Below are 19,839 nucleotides of genomic sequence, written 5' to 3' on the forward strand. Positions count from 1 at the left end.
GGTTGATCACCCGTCCCGACCGCGGATGGTCACCCGACCTGATTCGTTGACAAACGGCCCCGGGCGAGGCCCCGTCTCCGTGAAGAGACGAGACCCCGCCCAGCCGTCAGGTACTACCTACGAGCCGAAATTCAGGTTGCCGAGCAGGCCCCCCAGGATTCCGCTCAGGCTGCCGAAGATGCCGCCCGAGCTGCCGCCGGAGACCTGGATCGTCTGCGAACCCGAGGTCGAGTCCGCCACGCCCTGGCCGCCGCTGAACACCACATGGACGCTGTGGGCACCTGCCGTGGTGAAGGTGTGGCTCAGCACTGCCGTGCCGTTGACAACCTGAATCGCATCTCCGATCGGGGTGGCCCCGTCGAAGAACTGCACGGTGCCACTGACCGGCACGTTGCCGGCACCGGTCACCTGAGCCGAGAGCTCCACCGCCGTGCCCGTCGCCGCATTGGCCGGCACCGTCAGGACGGTGGCCGTCTGGACGTCGACCGGTGTCGGAACCGTGACCGAGACCTGCTTCGCAGTAGCGGTGGAACCGGCGAACCCGGTGGTGCCACTGAAGGTCGCAGTGATGGTGTGGGTGCCCGTCGTGGTGAAGGTGTGCGACAGCGTGGCGAGACCGTCGATCACCGGAGCGGTTCCGAGCGAGGTTGCGCCGTCGAAGAACTCGACGGTGCCACCGCTCGGGACGACCTCTGAGGTTGTGGAGTTGTACACGGTGGCGTACAGGTCTTCGGCCTCACCGGTCTTGGCGTTGCCGGGGACACTCAGCATCGTTGTCGTGACGACATCGATCGGGGTGGGGTCGGACACCGTGACGGTCTGCGCCGTCGCGGTCGAATTCGCGAATCCGGCAGCACCCGTGAATGCCGCGGTCACCGACTTCGCACCGGCCGTGGCGAAGGTGTGCGACAGCGTCGCCACACCACCGGACACCGTCACCGGAGCCTCGATCGGGCTGCCGTTCACCGAGAATTGCACCGTGCCAGCAGCATTCGACGGCGTGACCGTCACGGTCAGATCCGCAGCCACACCGGTCTCGGCCGTAGCCGGAACCTGCAGCCCCAGAGCCGTCTCCACATCCTGCGGAGCCGGATCCGACACCGCCACCGTCTGCGCCGACGCGGACGAAGCCGCGAACCCGGCGGTACCCGAGAACTCGGCCGTCACCGCGTACGAACCGGCCGCATCGAACGTGTACGGCATGGTCGCGTGGCCCGAGCTGTCGACGTTCACCGCAGCACCGACATTGGCACCGGCAACCTTGAACTGCACCGTACCGCCGGTCGGAACCGGAGCCACCGTCGCCGACAGGGTCACCGAGTCACCCGACTCCGCAGTCGCCGGCACCGACACCGTGGTCGCCGTCTGCGTATCCGGCACAACCGGATCCGACACCGTCACCGACTGCGCACCCGCGGTCGAGTTCGCGAACCCGGTAGCACCGGTGAACGCCGCGGTCACCGACTTCGCACCCGCCGAAGCGAACGCGTGCGACAGAGTCGCGGTACCACCCGACACCGCCACCGGAGCACCCACCGGCGAACCATCCACCGAGAACTGCACCGTGCCCTGAGCATTGGCCGGGTTCACCGTTGCCGTGAGGTCGATGTCAGCACCGGTCTCAGCAGTCGCCGAGACGGTGACACCCAGCGTGGTCTCCACATCCGACGGCGCCGGATCCGACACCGTGACCGACTGCGCGGATGCGGTCGACGTCGCGAACCCGCCAGTTCCCGAGTAGACAGCCGAAACATCGTATGCACCAGTTGCGTTGAACGTGTACGGCATGCTTGCGTGGCCCGCGCCGTCAACGTTCACCGCAGTACCGACGTTGCTACCGGCAACCTTGAACTGCACCGTGCCGCCGGTCGGGGCCGGAGCCACCGCTGCGGACAGCGTCACCGAAGTTCCGGTCTCGGCAGTGGTCGGCACCGATACCGTCGTCGTGGTCTCCGCGTCCTGGACGATCGGGTCGGTGACCGTCACGGTCTGAGCCGCGGCCGACGAACCGGCAAACCCGGCGCCGCCGCTGAATGTCGCGGTGATGCTGTGCGAGCCTGCGGCGGTGAAGGCATGCGACAGGGTCGCAACACCATTCGACACTGCTACGGCATTACCGATATCGGTGCCGTTGTCCTGGAACTGCACCGTGCCGGTCGCGCCGGTCGGCGAGACATTCGCAGTCAGGTCTACCGCAGTGCCCGTCTCGGCATTCTGCGGAACGGTCAGCGAGGTCGTGGACGCTACATCCGGATCCGTCACAGTGACGTTTTGGGTCTGCGAGGCAACGGAGGCCGCGAAGCCGGCGTCACCCGTGAATGCGGCACCGATCGCCTGGACACCGGCTGCCTGGAACGTGTGCTGCAGCGTCGCAACGCCGTTCGACACCGCCGCCGGCGAACCGATGTTGTTGCCGTTCTCCGTGAACTGGACCGTACCGGTCGCGGTCGCCGGAGTGACGTTGGCCGTCAGTGTGACCGAGGCGCCCGTCGCCGCACTCGGCGGCACAGACACCGACGTCGCGGTTTCCACATCCGGAACCACAGGAACCGTGACGTTCACGGTCTGGGCACCGGCGGTCGAACCCGTGAATCCGGGTGCGCCCGTGAACTCGGCGGTGATTGCGTGAGAACCGGCAGCAGAGAAGCTGTGCGACAGCGTCGCCGCACCCGCGGCAACCGTCACCGGGGTACCGATGTTGTCGCCACCGTCCTTGAACTGAACCGTGCCCTGCGCGTTCGACGGGGTCACGTCGGCAGTCAGGTCGACAGCCGTGCCGGTCTCCGCGTTCTGCGGAACCGTCAGTCCGAGCGTCGTCGCCACGTCGACCGGGGTCGGATCCGACACGGTCACGGTCGAGGCCGCCGATGTCGAACCGGTGAAACTACCGGTAGCGGTGAACACCGCGGTCACCGAGTGCGAACCGGCCGAGGTGAAGGTGTGGTTCAGGCTGGCTGCGCCGCCCGAGACCGCTACCGCCGAACCGATGTCGTTCGCACCATCCTTGAACTGGACCGTACCGGACGCATTACTCGGCGCGACGGTGGCGGTCAGCGTGACCTGGGCACCGGTCTCCGCGTTCGCCGGTGCCGACAGCGTCGTGGTGGTCGATGCTTGCGCGGCCGCGACATTGATCGTCGCGAGCGGCCCGGCGCCTGCGTTGAGCGGAGCAGTCTTGGTGTCCCGGGGAGTGCATCGGGTGGGCGCCCACTGCGTACCGAGGAAACTGGCTTTGGCCAACGAAGTGCTGAACGACTCCTGAGCGCCGTGATTGGCAGCGTTGCCCTTGATACGAACACGCGGCGTGACAACCCCCGCGTTCAACGCCTTGACCGTGACGTCGACGGCGGGCAGGCGGAACCATGTTTCGCCGTTGCCGTTGGTCGAACCATCGAGGTTCTTCTTGGACTTCGGTACTCGAATGCCACCCTCGGAGTTCTGGCTGGTGCTCGGGCCATTCCCGATGGTCTGGTTGTTTCCGGACAGTCGAATGACCCGGCCGTTCGCGTCAGGCTGACCGGAGTCGTTCACAAGCAGAACGTTTGGTGCCACGTTGTCGAGGCCGATCGCTGTACCAGACACCACCGCGCCACTCACCCACTCGGTGTTGTCCGGAAGCTCGTAGTCGTACTTCAGCCGGGACAGGTTGGTCGTGGTCGCACCGGACTGCTTGTCCGGGTATGAGGAGGCATTCGGCTGAATCCGGTACGTGAAGACTTCGCCGGGCCCGACCTGACTGGGTGCGTCGACAGTCATCGACGCACCGACGTTCTGATCCTGATCGCCGATGAGACTGCCGGCCACGCACGCACTCGTGAAGTTCGTCGTGGTGGTCACCGCGTTGGCCGGGGCACCGACCAACATCACGCCTGCCACGAGCGCTGCGCCTGTTACGGGCGCAGCGCACCGTCTGAGTATCGAATTCTGCATACACACTTCCTTTGAAGAAGCTGCGGATAGGGGGGAGGGAATCCGCATAGGTCGGTACACCATAACGACGCGATTACGCCCCTGTATCGCTTTTTGATTCAAACGTCCAAATGTTGCCGAAGGTTAGCTGTGGATCTAACCGGACTACTCGCCAGTAGCCTACGAGGAGGAGGCCCGGCCCGAGTCGGTGCCGCCAAACCACAAACCAGTGCGCTTACCTGCCAGAACATGACTGGACACCAGTCCAATATCACGCCAAACGAACGTTTGCATGCAGAATGCCTTCTTTCACCCTTGAGTTAGCCCTATCGGGCGCCGAGTGGCCGAAAAGACCCCGAACTTCACGTCCGCGGACCGCACACCCTCCGCCCGTGGACCGGAGGCGGGCGGGAATGTACGGAACAAACAATTGGGCCCAAAGATTTCGTCGACGGAATTCTGAATTCAATTCTATTTCTTCACGGTCGGTCGACTACCCCGCCCTCGGCCGCCGGCGCGGTAGCGTCCGGGGCGTGTCCACCGAACGCCAGCGCACCTACACCTGGAACGACCCGACCCCGATTGCGGAGGCCAACCGGAACCTCAGCGGTCTCGAGTTCGTCCGCGGACTCGTCGACGGCACCGTCCCGCACCACCCGACCGCGTCGACGCTCGGGTTCCGCGTCACCGACGCCCGCGAGGGGTTCGTCGAGATCACTGCCGAACCACAGGAGTGGCAGTACAACGCCGTCGGCAGCGTCCACGGCGGCGTGATCGCCACGATGATCGACACCGCGATGGGATTTTCGGTGTCGAGCACCCTGCCTGCCGGCGTCGGCTACACCACGCTCGACATCACCGTCCGGTACATCCGCGGAGTCAAAGGCGACGGCGGACCCATTCGCGTGCACGGCTATTCGGAACACACCGGCCGCACCACCGCCACCGCGCGGGCCGAGGTCCGCGACGAGCAGGACCGCCTGCTGGCGACGGCCTCGACCACCTGCCTGATCCTGCGCTGACGACTACCCACGAACGACTGAAGGGCCCCTCCATGCGCCGGGAGCGCACGAAGGGACCCTTCAGTTGGTGATCCGGCACTACGGCGCCGTCAGCACCTCACGCCCCACGAAGGGGACGAGTGCGGCGGGGACGCGCACGGATCCGTCTGCCTGCTGGTGGTTTTCGAGGATCGCGACGAGCCAGCGGGTAGTCGCGAGGGTGCCGTTGAGCGTCGCGGCGGTCTGCGGCTTGCCGTTCTCGTCGCGGTACCGCACGTGGAGGCGACGCGCCTGGTAAGTGGTGCAGTTCGACGTCGAGGTGAGCTCGCGGTACGCCTGCTGCGTGGGAACCCATGCCTCGCAGTCGAACTTGCGGGCCGCAGACGAACCGAGGTCGCCGCCGGCGACGTCGATGACGCGGTACGGGAGCCCCATCGCGTCCAGCATGTCGCGCTCCCACGCGAGCAGGCGCTGGTGCTCGGCGTCGGCGTCCTCGGGCTTGCAGTACGTGAACATCTCCACCTTGTCGAACTGGTGGACGCGAATGATGCCGCGGGTGTCCTTGCCGTAGCTGCCGGCCTCGCGGCGGAAGCACGACGACCAGCCGGCGTACCGCTTGGGGCCGTTCGCCAGGTCCAGGATTTCGCCCGAGTGGTAGCCGGCCAGCGGCACCTCGGAGGTGCCGACGAGGTAGAGGTCGTCGTCGGCCAGGTGGTAGACCTCGTCGGCGTGCTGGCCGAGGAAGCCGGTGCCCTGCATGATCTCGGACCGGACGAGCACCGGCGGGATCATCATCGTGAACCCGTTGGCCATCGCCTTCTGCGCCGCCAACTGCAGCATGCCCAGTTGGAGCATCGCGCCGAAGCCGGTGAGGAAGTAGAACCGCGAACCCGACACCTTGGCGCCGCGCTCCATGTCGATCAAGCCCAGCGACTCTCCGAGCTCGAGGTGGTCCTTGGGCTCGAAGTCGAACGTCGGGATCTCGCCGACCGTCTCGAGGGTGATGAAGTCGTCCTCACCGCCGGCGGGGGCGCCGTCCTGCACGATATTCGAGATCGCGCGATGCGCGGCCTCCATCGCGGCCTGCGCCTCGTGCTGGGTGGCCTCGGCGTCCTTGACCTTCTGAGCCAGCTCCTTGGAGCCCTCGAGCAGCGCCGAGCGCTCCTCCGGGGACGCCTGTCCCACCTTCTTGCCGAATGCCTTCTGTTCGGCGCGCAGCGTGTCGCCCGCAAGGATCGCGGCGCGGCGGGATGCGTCGGCCTCGAGCAGCGCGTCGACCAGACCGGGGTCTTCGCCGCGGGTGCGCTGCGAGGTGCGGACGGCGTCAGGATTCTCGCGAAGGAACTTGAGGTCAATCACGACCACAAACCCTACTTGGTTACGCCGCGCTCACTCCGGGTGCTTCCCCAATATCTGCAGATAATCGTCCCGTCCGAACATGCGTGCGGCATCGAGCGCCGACGGTTGTCCGGCCGCCGCGTCGGCTCCGGCCGCGACCAGCGCGGTCACCACCTCGTCCTCGCCTTTGAACACGGCACCGGCCAGCGGGGTCTGTCCGCGGTCGTTGGGCCGATTCACGTCCGCGCCCCGGTCGGCCAGCGCACGGACCGTGCCGGCATGGCCGTGGTACGCCGCGAGCATCACCAGCGTGTCGCCGCTGCCGTTCGTCAGGTTCACCGGGACACCGGCGTCGACGTATTGCGCCAGCGTGGTCGTGTCGCCGGACCGGGCCATGTCGAACATGCGGCCCGCCAACTCCTGCACGTCCGCCTGCTCCTCACCGTCCCGCCGATCAGGAGATTGCTCACTCATGCCGCACGAACCTACGCGGAAACTTCGGCATCCGCGCCCGATGCGGGCATTATGTAGGCGATGTCCGACGAGCAACCGCAGCCGACTCCACGCCCGGAGCGGGGCCGACACCTGTCCGCGCCCGTGACCAGGCGCGCTCTCGCGCTCGTCGCGATCGGCGCCGTCCTGGCCGCGATCGCCACCATCTTCCTGGCCGGCGGCTTCGACCGTGGCGAGAAGCTTCCGGTGCACACCAACGGTGTCGGGCCGCAGCCCACCGGCGCTGTCGCGGGCGATGCCTTCGGGTCGGCGACCACGGGCGACTGCCTCACGTGGTCCGAGGCCGATGCGAGCGACCTCGGGCAGGTGGACTGCGCACAGCCGCACCAGTTCGAGGTGGCCACCGACGTCGACCTGAGCCTGTATCCGGGCACCGAGTTCGGTCCCGGCGCCAAGTTCCCCGGGGTCCTGCGCTTCTCCGAACTACGCGACGAGCAGTGCGCCCCGGCGGTCAACACCTATCTGAACGGGCGGTTCGACCCCAAGGGCAAATTCAGCGTCGGGCTGATCAACCCTGGCGAGGCCGGCTGGTCGGCGGGCGAGCGCACCATCCGCTGCGGCCTGCAGTTCTCCGGGGTGACCGGGGCGCTGCTCCCGATCCAGGGGCTCGTGGCGCAGCAGGACCAGTCGAAGACGTGGAACGTGGCGACCTGCGTGGGCATCAACCAGAACGTGCCGTCCGATCCCGTCGACTGCACGCAACCGCACGCGTTCGAGGTGGTCGGTGTCATCGACCTGGCCAGCCAGTTCCCCGGCGGCATGCCGTCGGTCGAGGACCAGGACCGATTCCTCGAGAAGGCATGCACCGACGCCAGCACCGGCTACCTGGGCTCCCCCGACGTGCTGCGCGACAAGACGCTCACGCTGTTCTGGGACAACCTGGACCTCGACAGCTGGCTCGTCGGCAGCCGCAAGATCAACTGCTCGATCGGCAAGGAGGTCGACGGCAGCGGCTTCGCGACGATCGTCGGCAGCGCCAAGGGCGAGATCCTGATCAACGGTCAGGCCCCGGTCCCGCCGCCGACGGCACCCGACGGCCGCTCCGCGCCCACCCCGCTTCCCGGCGCCGCGCCGCTTCCGGGAGCCTGATGTGTCGGTGACCATGACGACCGACCGATTCGAGGAACTGGTCTCGGAGGCGCTCGACCTCATCCCGCCGGAGCTGGCACGCGCGATCGACAACGTCGTCGTACTGGTCGAGCCCCGCAACGACGAGGAGCCGACCCTGCTCGGGCTCTATCACGGCATCGCGCTGACCGAGCGGGACAGCCACTACGGCGGCGCACTGCCCGACACGATCACCATCTACCGCGACGCGATCCTCGACGTGTGCGAGACGGACGAGGACGTGGTCCACGAGGTCATGGTGACCGTGATTCACGAGGTGGCGCACTACTTCGGCATCGATGAGGACCGCCTGCACGAACTCGGCTGGGGCTGACCGCCCCCGCACTTTCCGTCGGTTTCACATGGAACCGACCGGCCTCCTCCGGCGTCCAATCCATCGAGGAACGAAATCGACCCGCTCGTTCCGGTTGCCGCCGTCCCCGATGCGAGGAGTTCACCGCCATGTCGGACCACGTGTTTGTCGACCCGGACGTCCTCCTTGCCGCAGCCGGGGAGATCGATGCTCTCGTCACCCGCCTGCAGACCTCCCTCGCGCTCCACTCACCCGCGCTCAGCGTCGCGCCGTCCGGCGCCGAGGAGGTGTCGGTGCTGGCCGCCGGCTACTTCAACCGGTTGGCGGGCAGTTTCGGACCGGCCACGGGCCGCGGGATCGAGGAACTGATCGCGGCCGCGGCCATGCTCCGCGCGCAGGCTGCCGCGTACCGGGACGAGGACCGGACGCTCGGCACCTCACTCAGCGCCGGCATGTGACCACCCCGACCACCCGACAGTCGATCTCGAGGAGGAACGCACCATGACTATCGGTGTCACCGGCGTCGTCTGGATGCCGCGCGGTGCAACGGTCAACTCGGCCACGCTCACGGCCGGGGCCGGCCCCGGCCCGCTGGGTGCGGCGAGCCCCGCCTGGGCGGCGCTGTCGGGAAGCCTCGTCGACGCGGGCGCCACGCTCAACCGCGTGATGACGGAACTGCGCGCGGGTTGGGAGGGCCTGGCGGCCGAGGCCGCACTCGCCAAGCTCGCCCCGTTCACCGCGTGGGTCGAGCAGTCTGCGGCACTCGCCGCCGAGACATCGGGCAAGGCGTCCACCCAGGCCGGCGCGTACACCACCGCGGCACTGACCATGCCGAGCCTGCCCGAGATCACCGCGGTCAAGACCGCCAAGACGGCGGCGTACAGCACGGGCGGCGTGCTCAACGGCTCCGCCGCCGCAGCCGAGGCCGCCGACCGGGCGATGGATTTCCGGGCCGGAATGGTGATGGAGGCGTACGAGGCGGCATCGAGCGTCGTCGCAACCCCCGAATCGTTCACCCAGCCGCCACCACTCACCAACGGGCCGACGGCAGGACTCGAGGCCCGGGACAGCGGCGAAATCGCACGTCGTCGGCTCGAAGACGACTTCCGCACCGACCCCGTCGGGACGGTGGCGGCCGTCGCCACCGCCTTCGCGCAGAGTCCCGGGGTGACGACAGCGGCCTCGCAGATCGGCACGGTCGCCGGTACCGTCTCCTCGGCCACGTCGGCCGCCGCGAACCTCGGTGGCACCGTCCTCGGCGGCCTCGGCGGGGGCGCGCCCGCAATCCTGAACACCGGCAACGGATCGTCCCCGGACGTGCGCTCCGGCACCACCCGCGGCAACGTCGGTGCGTCCGGCGCGACCGCTTCCCGGCCCGCGGGGATCGGCGGCGGCACCGGTGGCGCGCGTGCCGCCCTGCCCGACGGCTGGGCCCAGGCCGGACAACTCGACGGTTCGGCCGCGAGAGGGGGCTCCGGGAACGCCGGCGCCGCCACTGGGGCAGTCGCGCCGGCCGACGCGTTGCGCACCGATGCCGCGGCGGCCGCGACCCGGAACGCGGGCGCCACGTCAGCCCCGATGGGCGGCCGACTCGGGGCGGTCGACGCCGACGAGACCGAGCACAGCACGCCCGGCTACCTGAGGAACTTCGAGCACTTCACCGACGGGCGCACAGTGATCCCGTCGGTGATCGGCGCCGACCTGTCCGAGGACGGGCGGTGATCGATTTGGGCATCGACCCCGTGGACACCGCGCTGCCGTCGGTGGCACTCACCCTCGACGAACTCGATCTGCTGGTGCATCTACTGGACGTCGACGTCCTGCCGGTGGTGCTCGACGCCGGACCGCGCTTCGAGTCGCCGATCGCGCGCGACGACGCCTTCGGCCGGGCACACGACATGCTCACGGCGGCCGGACTGCTCGACGTCGCCACCGTGCACCCCGAACTGGCGCGGTGGCTGCGCGTCCTGGCCCGGCCCCGCAGCGAGATCGCGGCACGCCGGTTCACGGCCGGCACCGTCTCGCGACTCTGCCTGGCGCGGGACGAGGACGGTGCGGTCCTGGCACTGCGCGGCGGCGCCGACATCGCCGTGCAGTACCTGCGGCACGACGTGGTCGGCCCGGTCGTGCACGCTCTGGGCCCGGCGGAACCCCTCGCGTTCGGGGTGGTCAACCGGCCCACGGACCTGCTCGGCGCGGCGCTCGACCGTCTCGTCGACCCGGAACGTGCCGCGGCCGAACTGGCGGGGATCGGGGTGCCGACCGCCGACGCCGCCGTGATCGGTCCGGCGTTCGCGGACTGCCCCGCGTTCACCGAGATCGTCGGCATCGTCCACGAAGACGGCCGTCCGGACCTGATGCACGGTCCGGTCACGGTGTTCGACACCGTGGTCGGGAGGATCGTCGGCACCACCAGCGTCGCCGCCGACGGCGTCCGGTGGACGTCGCTCAGTCCCGGTCACCCCGGGCGGCTCCGTCAGGCGCTCCTCGGCCTGCTCGGCCAACTGGACTGAGTCGTCAGCCCATCGGGTCGTCGGTGGCGCCGGCCGCTTCCGGCTCGAACCACGGGCGCTGCGGGGTCGCATCGAACGGCGGATCGTAGGTGCCCCACCGGACGCACCGCCAGCCTTCGTCCGTGGGCACCAGCTCCACCGTCGAGGTGTTCTCCAGATGCCGGTCCGCCGCAAACGCGCCCGGCACACCCGCCAGGTAGGCGCCGACCAGGCGGATCGCCGCGCCGTGACTGACCACCACCACGTCGCCGCCCATCCCGGGATCGGTCAGATACTCCTCGCGCAACGAATCAATCACCGGCACATAGCGTTCGACGAGGTCGTGGCCCGACTCGCCGCCCGGGATCCGCGCGGACAGGTCACCGGTGTGCCACGTATGGAACACCTTTGCGAACATCTTGTGCGACTCGAGGTCGGAGCGGTCCTCGAGCTCACCGGCCTGCGCTTCGTGCAGGCCGGCGCGCACCTGCAGTGCGATACCGGACTCCGTCTCCACGAACCCCGCCGTCTCCCGCGCCCGCAGCGCCTGCGACGACACCAGTGCGGTCGGCGGACGCGCCGCCAATCGGGTGCCGAGCGATAGTGCCTGCGTCCTACCGAGTTCCGTCAAACGCGCACCCGGCAGCCGGGTGTCGAGTCGGCGTTCGACGTTCGCCTCCGTCTGACCGTGCCGGACCAGGATGAGCCGCCCGCTCATGCTCCGGCCTCCCCGCGGCGCAGACGCTCGAGCCAGTCGGCGTCGTCCGCGTCGGGCATCGGCGCGCCACCTCCCGGCACCGCCGACGGCCACGACCCCAGGAAGCGGACCTCACTGAAGCGGTGCAGCGCCTTGAGTGCCTCCGCAACCAGACCGTCGTCGATGTGGCCGACGCAATCCAGATGGAACAGATAGGTCCCGAATTCCTTACGCGTGGGACGTGATTCGATGCGGGTGAGATCGATGCCGCGGGTAGCGAACTCGGTCATCGCCCGCACGAGGGAGCCGGGGACGTTGTCGAGGTGCAGCACCACGCTGGTGCGGTCGTTGCCGGTCCGGGCCGGCGCCGGGCCGGGCGCGGTGACCAGCACGAAGCGGGTGCGGGCGCCCTCGTAGTCGGCGACACCTGACGCGAGCGTGGTCAGACCCAGCCGCTCCCCCGCCAGCGCGGTGGACACCCCGGCGTCCGCGACACCGGCGGCGACATCCTCGGCGGCACCGGCATTCGACGCCGCCGGTTCCACCACGGCGTTCGGCAGATTACGGTCGAGCCAGGCCTGCACCTGGACGGTCGCGACCGGGTAGGCGCGGACGGTGCGGACGTCGCCGAGGGTGGCGCCGGGGCGGCCGACGATCGTGAACGCGACATCGAGTTCGGTCTCGGCCATGATCTGCAGCCGGTCGCCGAGCGCGAGCGCGTCCATGGTCGGGCGGATCGACCCCTCCACCGAACTCTCTATCGGGACGACGGCACCCTCGACTTCACCGCGCCGCACCATCTCGAGCGCGGCGGGCTGACTTACCGCGGCGATCCGTTCCACCTCACCGGCGAACGTCCCGGCCGCCTCGAGCCGGGCGAGGGCCATCTCGGTGAAGGTTCCGGTGGGTCCGAAGTACGCGATACGTGGCACGACTACGAGGTTACGCAATCGCCCCCGGCGCATTCCCGCGATCGGTCCCGGTTCCGTTACAGCAGACCGGCGTCGGCGAGCACGCGGTCGACCTCGTGCGGGTCGGGGACCTCGATGCCGAGCAGCACGCCGCGCACGGCCTCGGCGGCGTCCGGGATGAGCGCGGCCAGTGCCGCGAGATCCGGAGCCGCGAGAGCGGCCCGGACGTCGTCGCCGCGCAGCGACGCGACGGTGCCGGCGAGCAGCGCGAGCACCTCGGCGCCGTCGTTCGCGCGGGCGACGAACCCGACGGAGGTGTGGGTGAGGACCGCGAGGAAATCGGCGACGGCCTCGACGGGCTGTCCCGCGATCAGGCCCGGGCTGTGCCCGGCATCGGCAAGAAGCTGCGCCGATTCGGCGAGCGTCGCGACGGAGTCGTCGGGCGTCACGAAGACGGCGACCGGCGCAGACAGGCGCAGATCGACGGCGTCCTCGATCTGTTCGGGCGGGCAGTCCACGTGGTAGCGGACGGCACGGTGGTCGATCGCGCTCTGCAGCGCCCGTGGTGCGACGTCGAGTTCGACGATCACGGCACCGGCGTCGGCGTCGGTTCCGACGGCGGCCGTCAGCACCGACGCGGCCACGACGGGGTGACCGGTGGTGACGGCGTCCCGGACAACGGTCGGGACGGCGGCCTCTCGCCGCTGGTGGAGCAGCCCCGCGACAAGCGGCCGCGGCGCGCTGTTGCGCGACGGAAGGGCCGGCATCGACAGGGATACAGGGATCGACACACCACCACGTTAGCCCGGACCGGCGGAAACTCTCGATTCCGAGCCGAGGGGTTGCCGCGACGCCCCCAAGGAATTAGCTTAGGTTTACCTCACTTGCTGCTTCATCCCGCGTCACACGAACCGAAGGATGCCGCCATGACCCGCACCACCGGACCGTCCACCGCCGAACGGATGCGCAGCGCGAGCGCGCGGGCCACCGACGCCGTCCTGGCCGTCGCCGGCACCGACCCGGTCGTCACCTCCCTGCATCATCTGCGCGCCGACGGCACCGCGGTCCTCGTCGCCCCGTCCGACTCGGCGGCGACTGCGCTGGCCTGGCAGTCCGGGCCGGGTGGTCTGCCCGCGCTCCTCGAACTCACCGACCTCGCACCCCTCACGCTGCGGGAACCGGTCCGATCGCTCGTGTGGCTGCGCGGCAACCTCGTCGCAGTGCCCGACGAGCAGGCACGACAGCTCGCCGACGCCGTCGCCGCCGAGAACCCGCACCCGGCGCTGCTCGACCTCGGCCACGGCGCCGCCCTACTGAAGCTGCACCTCGCGTCGGCCGTCGTCGCCGACAGCAGCGGGGCCGAGTCCGTCGCCGTCGAAGACCTGCTCGGCGCCACCCCCGACCCGTTCTGGGACGTCGAGACCGAGTGGCTGCAGCACCTCGATGAGGATCACGCCGACCTCGTCGAGATGCTGGCCAGGCGTCTGCCGTCGGTGCTGCGCACCGGCCGGGTGCGCCCGCTCGGCATCGACCGGTACGGGGTGCGCCTGCGGATCGAGGGTGCCGGCGGCGACCACGACGTGCGCCTCGACTTCACCGAACCGGTCGACGACGCCCTCGCCCTGGGCCGGGCGCTGCGGGTCCTCGTCGGCTGCCCGTTCGTGAACGGACTGCGCGCGCGGCCCTGATCGCGGAATCACCGTCACACTCGGGCTGTTCTACAGGTAAGCACCGAGGTCGCATCGGGCGATCTCGACAGACTTCGGAAGTTCGCTGGAGATGACTGCCGCAGTACCGCGTCGTGCCTCGGGCGGGAAGCCCCGCCGGAAGCCCGGCAAGACGGTGTATCGACCACCGACGACGATGCTGGTCGACCCGCGCTTCGAGGCGCTCGCCACCCAGTTCTTCCACCTGTTCCATCGCGCCCGCGACGGCGGCGGGGCCCTTTCCGTGTATCTGCACGGCCGGCCCGTCCTCGACGTGTGGGCAGGCTGGGCGTCGCCGATCCGCAAGTGGGACTCCGAGACCGTCACGCTGTCGTTCTCGACCGGCAAGGGCGTCGCCAGCACCGTCCTGCACCGCCTCGCGCAGCGCGGGCTCATCGATTACGACACCCCCGTCGCGTCGTACTGGCCCGAGTTCGGTGAGGCCGGCAAGGACGCGATCACCGTCCGCGAACTGCTCAGCCATCGCGCCGGACTGCACCGGATCCGCGGCCTGGTCCCGGGCCGTCTCGCACTGCTCGACCACGACCGGGTCACCGCCGCCCTCGCCGCCGCCGTCCCGGACCCGCGGCGCACCAGGATGCCCGGCTATCACGCGGTCACCTACGGCTCGCTCATCGCGGAACTGACCGCGCGGGCGTCAGGCAAGTCGTTCACGGAACTGGTGCGCACCGAGATCGCCGAACCGCTCGGCATCCCCGAGTTCTGGTTCCAGGTCCCCGAGTCCGAGAAGGGCCGCATCGCGAAGGTGTTTCCGCACATCAACCCGTACGGGGTGCCGTGGGGGCTGACGTCCATGACGCTGTCGCTGCTGCCGCGGCTGAAGGACATCGCCGACGCCGGCATGCCCGAGGGCTTCGACATGCTGGTGCGCGATCCGACGATCCACGACTTCGTGATGCCCGGCTGGAACGGGGTGTTCAGCGCCCGCGCGCTGGCCCGCATGTATGCGGCGTTCGCGAACGACGGCGTCGTCGACGGCCTCCGGTTCCTCGAACCCGACACGCTCGCCCAGTTGAGCGAGGTGCAGACCCGGGCCCGCGACTACGTGCTCGGCATCCGGATGAACTGGCGCCTCGGCTACCACGCGGCACTGGTCGCAGCCCGCACACAGCACTCGGGCGCCTTCGGGCACTACGGCATGGGCGGTTCCGGCGCGTTCGCGGACCCGGAGACCGGTCTGTCGGTGGCGTTCGTGACGAACCGGCTCGGCAACGCGCTGACACCGTTCGCGGACCTGCGGCTGCCCAGCCTCGGTGCCCGCGCCGAATCGCTCGCCCACCACCTCTGACGCGGATTGCGGCTAGCGTCGGCGGGGTGATCACCCGCACGACCGTCGACTCGTGGCTGCGCCCCTCCTCGCCGACACCGCCCGCGCCACTGCTCGACGCCCGTGAACGACGCGCGCTGTGGTTCGAGATCACGATCGTCCTGCTGGTCACGTTCGGACTCAACGGCGTCTACAGCGCGCTGTCGCTGCTCGAGTCGGCGCTGCAGCCGGGCGGCCTGTCCGAGCAGGCGGTCGCGCTCAACCCGTCCCGGTCGACGCAGTCGTTCATCGATCTGGCCCGGCAACTACTCGGCGTCGTCAAGCTCGCGGCGTGGGCGGCGCTCGGGTTGTATCTGTTGTGGCGCAGCGGCCTCGGACCCCGCCGGATCGGGCTCGGCCGGACCGGACTGCGCGACGGGATCCTCCCCGGTGTCGGGCTCGCCGCCCTGATCGGGCTGCCCGGGCTGGCGTTCTATCTCACCGCGGTCGCACTCGACATGAATCTCACGGTGATGCCGAGCACCATCGACGATCACTGGTGGCGTCTGCCGGTGCTGGTGCTGTGGGCGATCGCGAACTCGGCTGCCGAGGAAATTCTGGTGGTCGCGTACCTGATCTCGCGGCTGCGCCGGCTCGGCTGGAGCGAGAACTCGTCACTGCTGGCGTCGGCGCTGTTGCGCGGCAGCTACCACCTCTACCAGGGACTCGGTGGCGGTCTCGGCAACATCCTGATGGGTCTGATCTTCGGCCGCTACTGGCAGCGCACGGGCAAACTGTGGCCGCTGGTGATCGCGCACGCCCTGATCGACACCGTCGCGTTCGTGGGCTACGCACTGCTCCGAGGGCACCTGTCGTGGCTGCCGTGACCCCCACTCGCCGTTATCGTGCGTATTCTCGGATGTCGTGAACGGCGAGACCCCCGACAGACGTCAGCCGGGCCCGCCGCAACGCGGTCGGCCCCAGCCGCCGCGCAACGTTCCACCGCCGCCCCGTCGCGGCGGCCCCCCGCCGCAGCGGCCCCCGCACAACCCCGAGGGCACCCAGGTCATCCGTCGCGACGGCCGATCCGGTGGCCCCACCCAGCGCCCGGCACCAGCCCGCGCCTGGTCGCAGGCGCCGGAGCCGGAGGCGTACTCGCAGGGTCAGGGCGGCCAGCACCGCGGCCCTGGGCACGCGCCCACGCAGACGCCGCGGCCATACGCCGAACCGCGTCGCGTCCCGCCGCCGCCACGTAACCCCCCGCCGCCGAGACCCCCGGCCGCTCCCGCCGAGCCCCCCAAGCAGCGACGGCCTCGCCGGCGCGGGACCTGGCTGCGGCGCGTCGCGCTCACCCTCGTCGTGCTCCTGGTGGCGTCCGTGGGCGGTGTGGTGTTCCTCGACACCAAGCTGAACCGCGTCGACGCCCTCGCCGACTATCCCGGCCGGGTCGCCGACACCCCGGGCACCAACTGGCTACTCGTCGGCTCGGACAGCCGTGCCGGACTGTCCGCCGAGCAGGATCGCGAACTCTCCGGCGGCGGCGACATCGACGGCAAACGCACCGACACGATCATGCTGATCCACGTGCCCAAGAGCGGCGCGACCACGATGGTCTCGATTCCCCGGGACTCGTACGTCAACATCCCCGGCATGGGCCGCGGCAAGATCAACGCGGCGTTCTCGGAGCCCGACGGCGAGCAGTTGCTGGTGCAGACGGTCGAGGAAGCGACCGGCCTACGCATCGACCACTACGCCGAGATCGGTTTCGGTGGATTCGCCGGCATCGTCGACGCCCTCGGCGGCGTCAACATGTGCGTGCCTTATCCCATCGACGACCCGCTCGCGGGCATCAACCTGCAGGAAGGCTGTCAGGATCTGTCGGGCCCGGAGGCCCTCGGCTTCGTCCGTAGCCGGGCGACGGCGATGGCCGACCTGGACCGCATGAACAACCAGCGAGCGTTCATGAGCGCGCTGCTCGAGAAGACGACATCCCCCACCACGCTGATCAACCCGTTGCGCCTGTGGCCGATGATGACGAAAACGGCCGATTCGTTGCAGGTCGACGACGGCGACCACCTGTGGAATCTCGCCGGGCTCGCGTGGGCGCTGCGCGGCAAGATGGTGACCACGACCGTGCCGGTCGGCGGATTCGACGTCGTCGGCGGATGGGGTGACGTTCTCTTGTGGGATCGGGAAAGAGCGTCCGAATTCTTCGACGCGCTTGCAAATGATCGACAGATTCCGTCGAGTCTGCTCACCGGCACACCGTGATGCTCGTCGCTGTAGTGACATCGCCGTCACTACAGCGGCAATGCGGACGGTAATGTTTCCGCCATGACTGAAGTGGCGCACACGAGCGAGTTCCATCAACTGTTGCAGGCCCAGATCCGTAACGAATTCACCGCCTCGCAGCAGTACACCGCGGTCGCCGTCTACTTCGATTCGCACGATCTGCCACAGCTGGCCGGGCGCTTCTATCGTCAGGCCGGCGAGGAACGCGATCACGCGATGATGATGATCCAGTACCTCATCGACAACGACCTGCCGGTGACAGTGCCCGGCGTCGACGCCGTCGTCACGGAGTTCGAGTCGGTGCGCGCACCCGTCGCCCTCGCCCTCGCACAGGAGAAGAAGGTGACCGAGCAGGTCACTCGCCTCGCACGCACGGCCCGCGACACCGGCGACTACCTCGGTGAGCAATTCGTCCAGTGGTTCCTCAAGGAACAGGTCGAGGAGGTTGCGAGCATGACGACGCTGCTGACCATCGTCGATCGCGCCGGGGACAACTACTTCAACGTCGAGGACTTCGTGGCCCGCGAGATGAGCTCCGCGGTGAAGGCGGACTCCACGGCTCCCCGAATCGCCGGCGCGAACGCCTGAAATCGGCCCGCTGCAATTGCCGATTTTCCCCGGCAATTGCAGCGAAACGGAACTGCCGGACAACCTGCCCAATATAGGCAACGCTAATTGAGGCAATACTAGGCTTAATTAGGTTCCACTTGGATGACAGTTCGATCTGATCAGCTATATCGTGAATCCATGAGTGCTGCAGACGATTCCCTTCGGACGAAATTCCACGCACTTCTCCACGATCAGATCCGCAACGAATTCAACGCATCGCATCAGTACCTGGCGACCGCAGTCTATTTCGACAACGCAGATCTACCCCAGCTGGCCCGGCACTTCTACAAGCAGGGCAACGAGGAACGCAATCACGCGATGATGATCATCCAGTACTTCCTGGATCGGGACATCGCGATCGAACTCACCGGGGTCGACCCGGCGCGCAGCCATTTCGAGGATGCCCGGGAGCCCATCGCCCTCGCCCTCGCGCAGGAGCAGGCGGTCACCGAGCAGATCGTGGCCCTCGCCCGCACGGCCCGCGACGACGGCGACTACCTGGGCGAGCAGTTCATGCAGTGGTTCCTGAAGGAACAGGTCGAGGAGGTCGCGCGCATGACGACGCTGCTGACCATCGCCGACCGCGCCGGCTCCAACCTGTTCGACCTCGAGGACTTCGTCGCCCGCGAGATGAGCAGCGTCGACGCGTCGGGCGCCCCACCGGCCGCCGGCGGCACGATCTAGACAAAAGCCGAAGGCCCCCTGAACGCACTCACAGCGCGTGACGGGGGCCTTCGGTCGTCATGAACTCAGCGCAGAGTGACCTGGCGGCTGCGCAGGCCGTCGCGGGCACCGCGCTCGGCCACGGTCAGCGGAGCATCCACGGTCAGCGCCTCAGCGAGGCGCTCGCCCAGCTCTGCGGTGGGCGCGGCCCACTCGTTGGCGTGCATCTCCGGATCGAGATCGAAGACCGGGACGAGCAGGCCGTGCGTGCGGAACGAGCCCGCGAAGCGCGAACCCTCGCCGAGGTGCAGACCACCCGCGGCGTGAACGCGAGCGAGCGCCAGCATCAGCGTGTCCTCGTCCTCGGGACGCACCCAGCGCAGATGCGCCTTCTCACCGGCGTCCACCCACCACGCGGCCACGACGCCGTCGGCCTCGAGGCGCGCCGTCGGCATGATCGCCTGATTCGCCTGCACGACGGTCGCGGCGACGTCGGCTGCCGGCTGGACACCCTCCGGGATCCACCAGTCGAAGGTCTGGTGCACGGTGATCTTCGGGAGCACGTCGGCGATGAGGACGTCGGCCAGGCGCGGGCTGTCGGCCTGGGGGTCGGCGAAGCTCAGCGAGGTGCCCGCTTCGGCGGCCTGCGCCCACGTCACCGCGGCGCCGAGGTCGGCACCGGGATCACCGGTGTGGGCCTGGACCTGCAACCCGACGTAACGACCGGGGCTGCCGGCCTCGTCGCGCACCAGCGCGGCGACGGCACCGGGCAACACGGTGGCCGCGGTCACCGGAGTGGCGGCATCGCGGACGGGGAGTTCGACGAGTGCGGACGGCACGAACTCGCGCAGGGCGACGAGGTCGCACTCGGCAGCCAGCCCCGCGAAGGGGCGGGTCGGCGCGGACACCTCGGCCTCGCGCTCGAGGCGGCGCTGCTCGAGCTTCGCGACGCGGGCGCTGCCCGGCTTGGGACCACTGTTTCTCTTGCTCTTCTTACCCACGAGGCCAAAACCTACACGGA

General features: G+C 69.0%; 19 protein-coding genes. 12 read left to right on the top strand and 7 right to left on the bottom strand.

All coding sequences use genetic code 11. The annotated features are described in order from the left end of the window. Positions 1-117: 117 nt before the first annotated feature. Entirely contained in the window at positions 118-3,876 is a 3,759-nt protein-coding gene (locus C8K36_RS22410; RefSeq protein WP_258195556.1) for an Ig-like domain-containing protein, read from the bottom strand. Positions 3,877-4,442: 566 nt separating this feature from the next. Between C8K36_RS22410 and C8K36_RS22415 the strand changes: the two genes are divergently transcribed. Continuing rightward, positions 4,443-4,931 (top strand): PaaI family thioesterase, encoded by a 489-nt coding sequence (locus C8K36_RS22415; protein WP_107987147.1) that lies wholly within the window; start codon positions 4,443-4,445, stop codon positions 4,929-4,931. A 78-nt stretch (positions 4,932-5,009) separates the two neighbouring features. Here C8K36_RS22415 and serS read toward each other — a convergent pair whose 3' ends face one another. Together serS and C8K36_RS22425 are read right to left on the bottom strand one after the other, a co-directional pair. After that, complete coding sequence (gene serS, locus C8K36_RS22420; protein WP_107987203.1) at positions 5,010-6,269, bottom strand: serine--tRNA ligase; 1,260 nt, start codon at positions 6,267-6,269, stop codon at positions 5,010-5,012. A 30-nt stretch (positions 6,270-6,299) separates the two neighbouring features. Then, positions 6,300-6,722: an ankyrin repeat domain-containing protein gene (locus C8K36_RS22425; RefSeq protein WP_107987149.1), complete on the bottom strand. Its 423-nt coding sequence runs from the start codon at positions 6,720-6,722 to the stop codon at positions 6,300-6,302. A gap of 60 nt (positions 6,723-6,782) precedes the next feature. Between C8K36_RS22425 and C8K36_RS22430 the strand changes: the two genes are divergently transcribed. The 5 genes from C8K36_RS22430 (at position 6,783) to C8K36_RS22450 (ending at position 10,694) form a co-directional block, all read left to right on the top strand. Then, the gene (locus C8K36_RS22430) at positions 6,783-7,850 is read left to right on the top strand and encodes a septum formation family protein (RefSeq protein ID WP_107987151.1); all 1,068 of its coding nucleotides are present in this window, start codon (positions 6,783-6,785) and stop codon (positions 7,848-7,850) included. A 1-nt stretch (position 7,851) separates the two neighbouring features. Then, entirely contained in the window at positions 7,852-8,202 is a 351-nt protein-coding gene (locus tag C8K36_RS22435; RefSeq protein WP_181319686.1) for a metallopeptidase family protein, read from the top strand. Positions 8,203-8,330: 128 nt separating this feature from the next. Further along, on the top strand, positions 8,331-8,639 hold the full coding sequence (locus tag C8K36_RS22440) for a PE family protein (protein WP_107987153.1): 309 nt from the start codon (positions 8,331-8,333) through the stop codon (positions 8,637-8,639). Between the two features lie 43 nt (positions 8,640-8,682). After that, entirely contained in the window at positions 8,683-9,903 is a 1,221-nt protein-coding gene (locus C8K36_RS22445; protein ID WP_107987155.1) for a PPE domain-containing protein, read from the top strand. Continuing rightward, on the top strand, positions 9,900-10,694 hold the full coding sequence (locus C8K36_RS22450) for an ESX secretion-associated protein EspG (RefSeq protein ID WP_107987157.1): 795 nt from the start codon (positions 9,900-9,902) through the stop codon (positions 10,692-10,694). The genes C8K36_RS22445 and C8K36_RS22450 overlap by 4 nt, the downstream gene beginning before the upstream one ends. Positions 10,695-10,698: 4 nt before the next feature. Here C8K36_RS22450 and C8K36_RS22455 read toward each other — a convergent pair whose 3' ends face one another. Genes C8K36_RS22455 through C8K36_RS22465 form a run of 3 tightly spaced genes read right to left on the bottom strand, consistent with a single transcriptional unit; the run spans position 10,699 to position 13,072 of the window. After that, the gene (locus C8K36_RS22455; protein ID WP_107987159.1) at positions 10,699-11,391 is read right to left on the bottom strand and encodes a histidine phosphatase family protein; all 693 of its coding nucleotides are present in this window, start codon (positions 11,389-11,391) and stop codon (positions 10,699-10,701) included. Continuing rightward, positions 11,388-12,302: a prephenate dehydratase gene (pheA, locus tag C8K36_RS22460; RefSeq protein WP_107987161.1), complete on the bottom strand. Its 915-nt coding sequence runs from the start codon at positions 12,300-12,302 to the stop codon at positions 11,388-11,390. Before pheA ends, C8K36_RS22455 begins: the two co-directional genes overlap by 4 nt. 56 nt (positions 12,303-12,358) lie before the next feature. Next, a complete protein-coding gene (locus tag C8K36_RS22465) occupies positions 12,359-13,072 on the bottom strand; it encodes a hypothetical protein (RefSeq protein ID WP_107987163.1) in 714 nt (237 codons plus the stop codon). A 135-nt stretch (positions 13,073-13,207) separates the two neighbouring features. Here C8K36_RS22465 and C8K36_RS22470 point away from each other — a divergent pair, with 135 nt between their 5' ends. The 6 genes from C8K36_RS22470 (at position 13,208) to C8K36_RS22495 (ending at position 18,839) form a co-directional block, all read left to right on the top strand. Next, complete coding sequence (locus C8K36_RS22470) at positions 13,208-13,969, top strand: DUF2470 domain-containing protein (RefSeq protein ID WP_107987165.1); 762 nt, start codon at positions 13,208-13,210, stop codon at positions 13,967-13,969. 91 nt (positions 13,970-14,060) lie between these two features. Beyond that, entirely contained in the window at positions 14,061-15,296 is a 1,236-nt protein-coding gene (locus tag C8K36_RS22475) for a serine hydrolase domain-containing protein (protein ID WP_107987167.1), read from the top strand. A 26-nt stretch (positions 15,297-15,322) separates the two neighbouring features. Continuing rightward, positions 15,323-16,141: a CPBP family intramembrane glutamic endopeptidase gene (locus tag C8K36_RS22480; RefSeq protein WP_107987169.1), complete on the top strand. Its 819-nt coding sequence runs from the start codon at positions 15,323-15,325 to the stop codon at positions 16,139-16,141. 37 nt (positions 16,142-16,178) lie between these two features. Continuing rightward, positions 16,179-17,525, top strand: coding sequence for an LCP family protein (locus C8K36_RS22485; RefSeq protein WP_420910929.1), 1,347 nt, complete (start codon positions 16,179-16,181; stop codon positions 17,523-17,525). A gap of 63 nt (positions 17,526-17,588) precedes the next feature. Beyond that, on the top strand, positions 17,589-18,134 hold the full coding sequence (locus C8K36_RS22490) for a ferritin (RefSeq protein WP_107987171.1): 546 nt from the start codon (positions 17,589-17,591) through the stop codon (positions 18,132-18,134). 159 nt (positions 18,135-18,293) lie between these two features. Then, positions 18,294-18,839, top strand: a complete 546-nt coding sequence (locus tag C8K36_RS22495; protein WP_107987173.1) for a ferritin — start codon at positions 18,294-18,296, stop codon at positions 18,837-18,839. Positions 18,840-18,904: 65 nt separating this feature from the next. Here the strand turns inward: C8K36_RS22495 and C8K36_RS22500 are convergent, their stop codons facing one another. Further along, complete coding sequence (locus C8K36_RS22500; protein WP_107987175.1) at positions 18,905-19,819, bottom strand: DUF5926 family protein; 915 nt, start codon at positions 19,817-19,819, stop codon at positions 18,905-18,907. Positions 19,820-19,839: the final 20 nt, after the last annotated feature.

The organism is Rhodococcus sp. OK519 (genome assembly GCF_003051005.1).
In the GTDB taxonomy this organism is placed as follows: Bacteria; Actinomycetota; Actinomycetes; order Mycobacteriales; family Mycobacteriaceae; genus Prescottella.

Bases quoted from the DNA above. Each gene is read 5' to 3' on its own strand.
- C8K36_RS22425 (WP_107987149.1), bottom strand. From the start codon at position 6,722: ATGAGTGAGCAATCTCCTGATCGGCGGGACGGTGAGGAGCAGGCGGAC.
- C8K36_RS22430 (WP_107987151.1), top strand. From the start codon at position 6,783: ATGTCCGACGAGCAACCGCAGCCGACTCCACGCCCGGAGCGGGGCCGA.
- C8K36_RS22440 (WP_107987153.1), top strand. From the start codon at position 8,331: ATGTCGGACCACGTGTTTGTCGACCCGGACGTCCTCCTTGCCGCAGCC.
- C8K36_RS22445 (WP_107987155.1), top strand. From the start codon at position 8,683: ATGACTATCGGTGTCACCGGCGTCGTCTGGATGCCGCGCGGTGCAACG.
- C8K36_RS22455 (WP_107987159.1), bottom strand. From the start codon at position 11,391: ATGAGCGGGCGGCTCATCCTGGTCCGGCACGGTCAGACGGAGGCGAAC.
- C8K36_RS22470 (WP_107987165.1), top strand. From the start codon at position 13,208: ATGACCCGCACCACCGGACCGTCCACCGCCGAACGGATGCGCAGCGCG.
- C8K36_RS22475 (WP_107987167.1), top strand. From the start codon at position 14,061: ATGACTGCCGCAGTACCGCGTCGTGCCTCGGGCGGGAAGCCCCGCCGG.
- C8K36_RS22490 (WP_107987171.1), top strand. From the start codon at position 17,589: ATGACTGAAGTGGCGCACACGAGCGAGTTCCATCAACTGTTGCAGGCC.
- C8K36_RS22495 (WP_107987173.1), top strand. From the start codon at position 18,294: ATGAGTGCTGCAGACGATTCCCTTCGGACGAAATTCCACGCACTTCTC.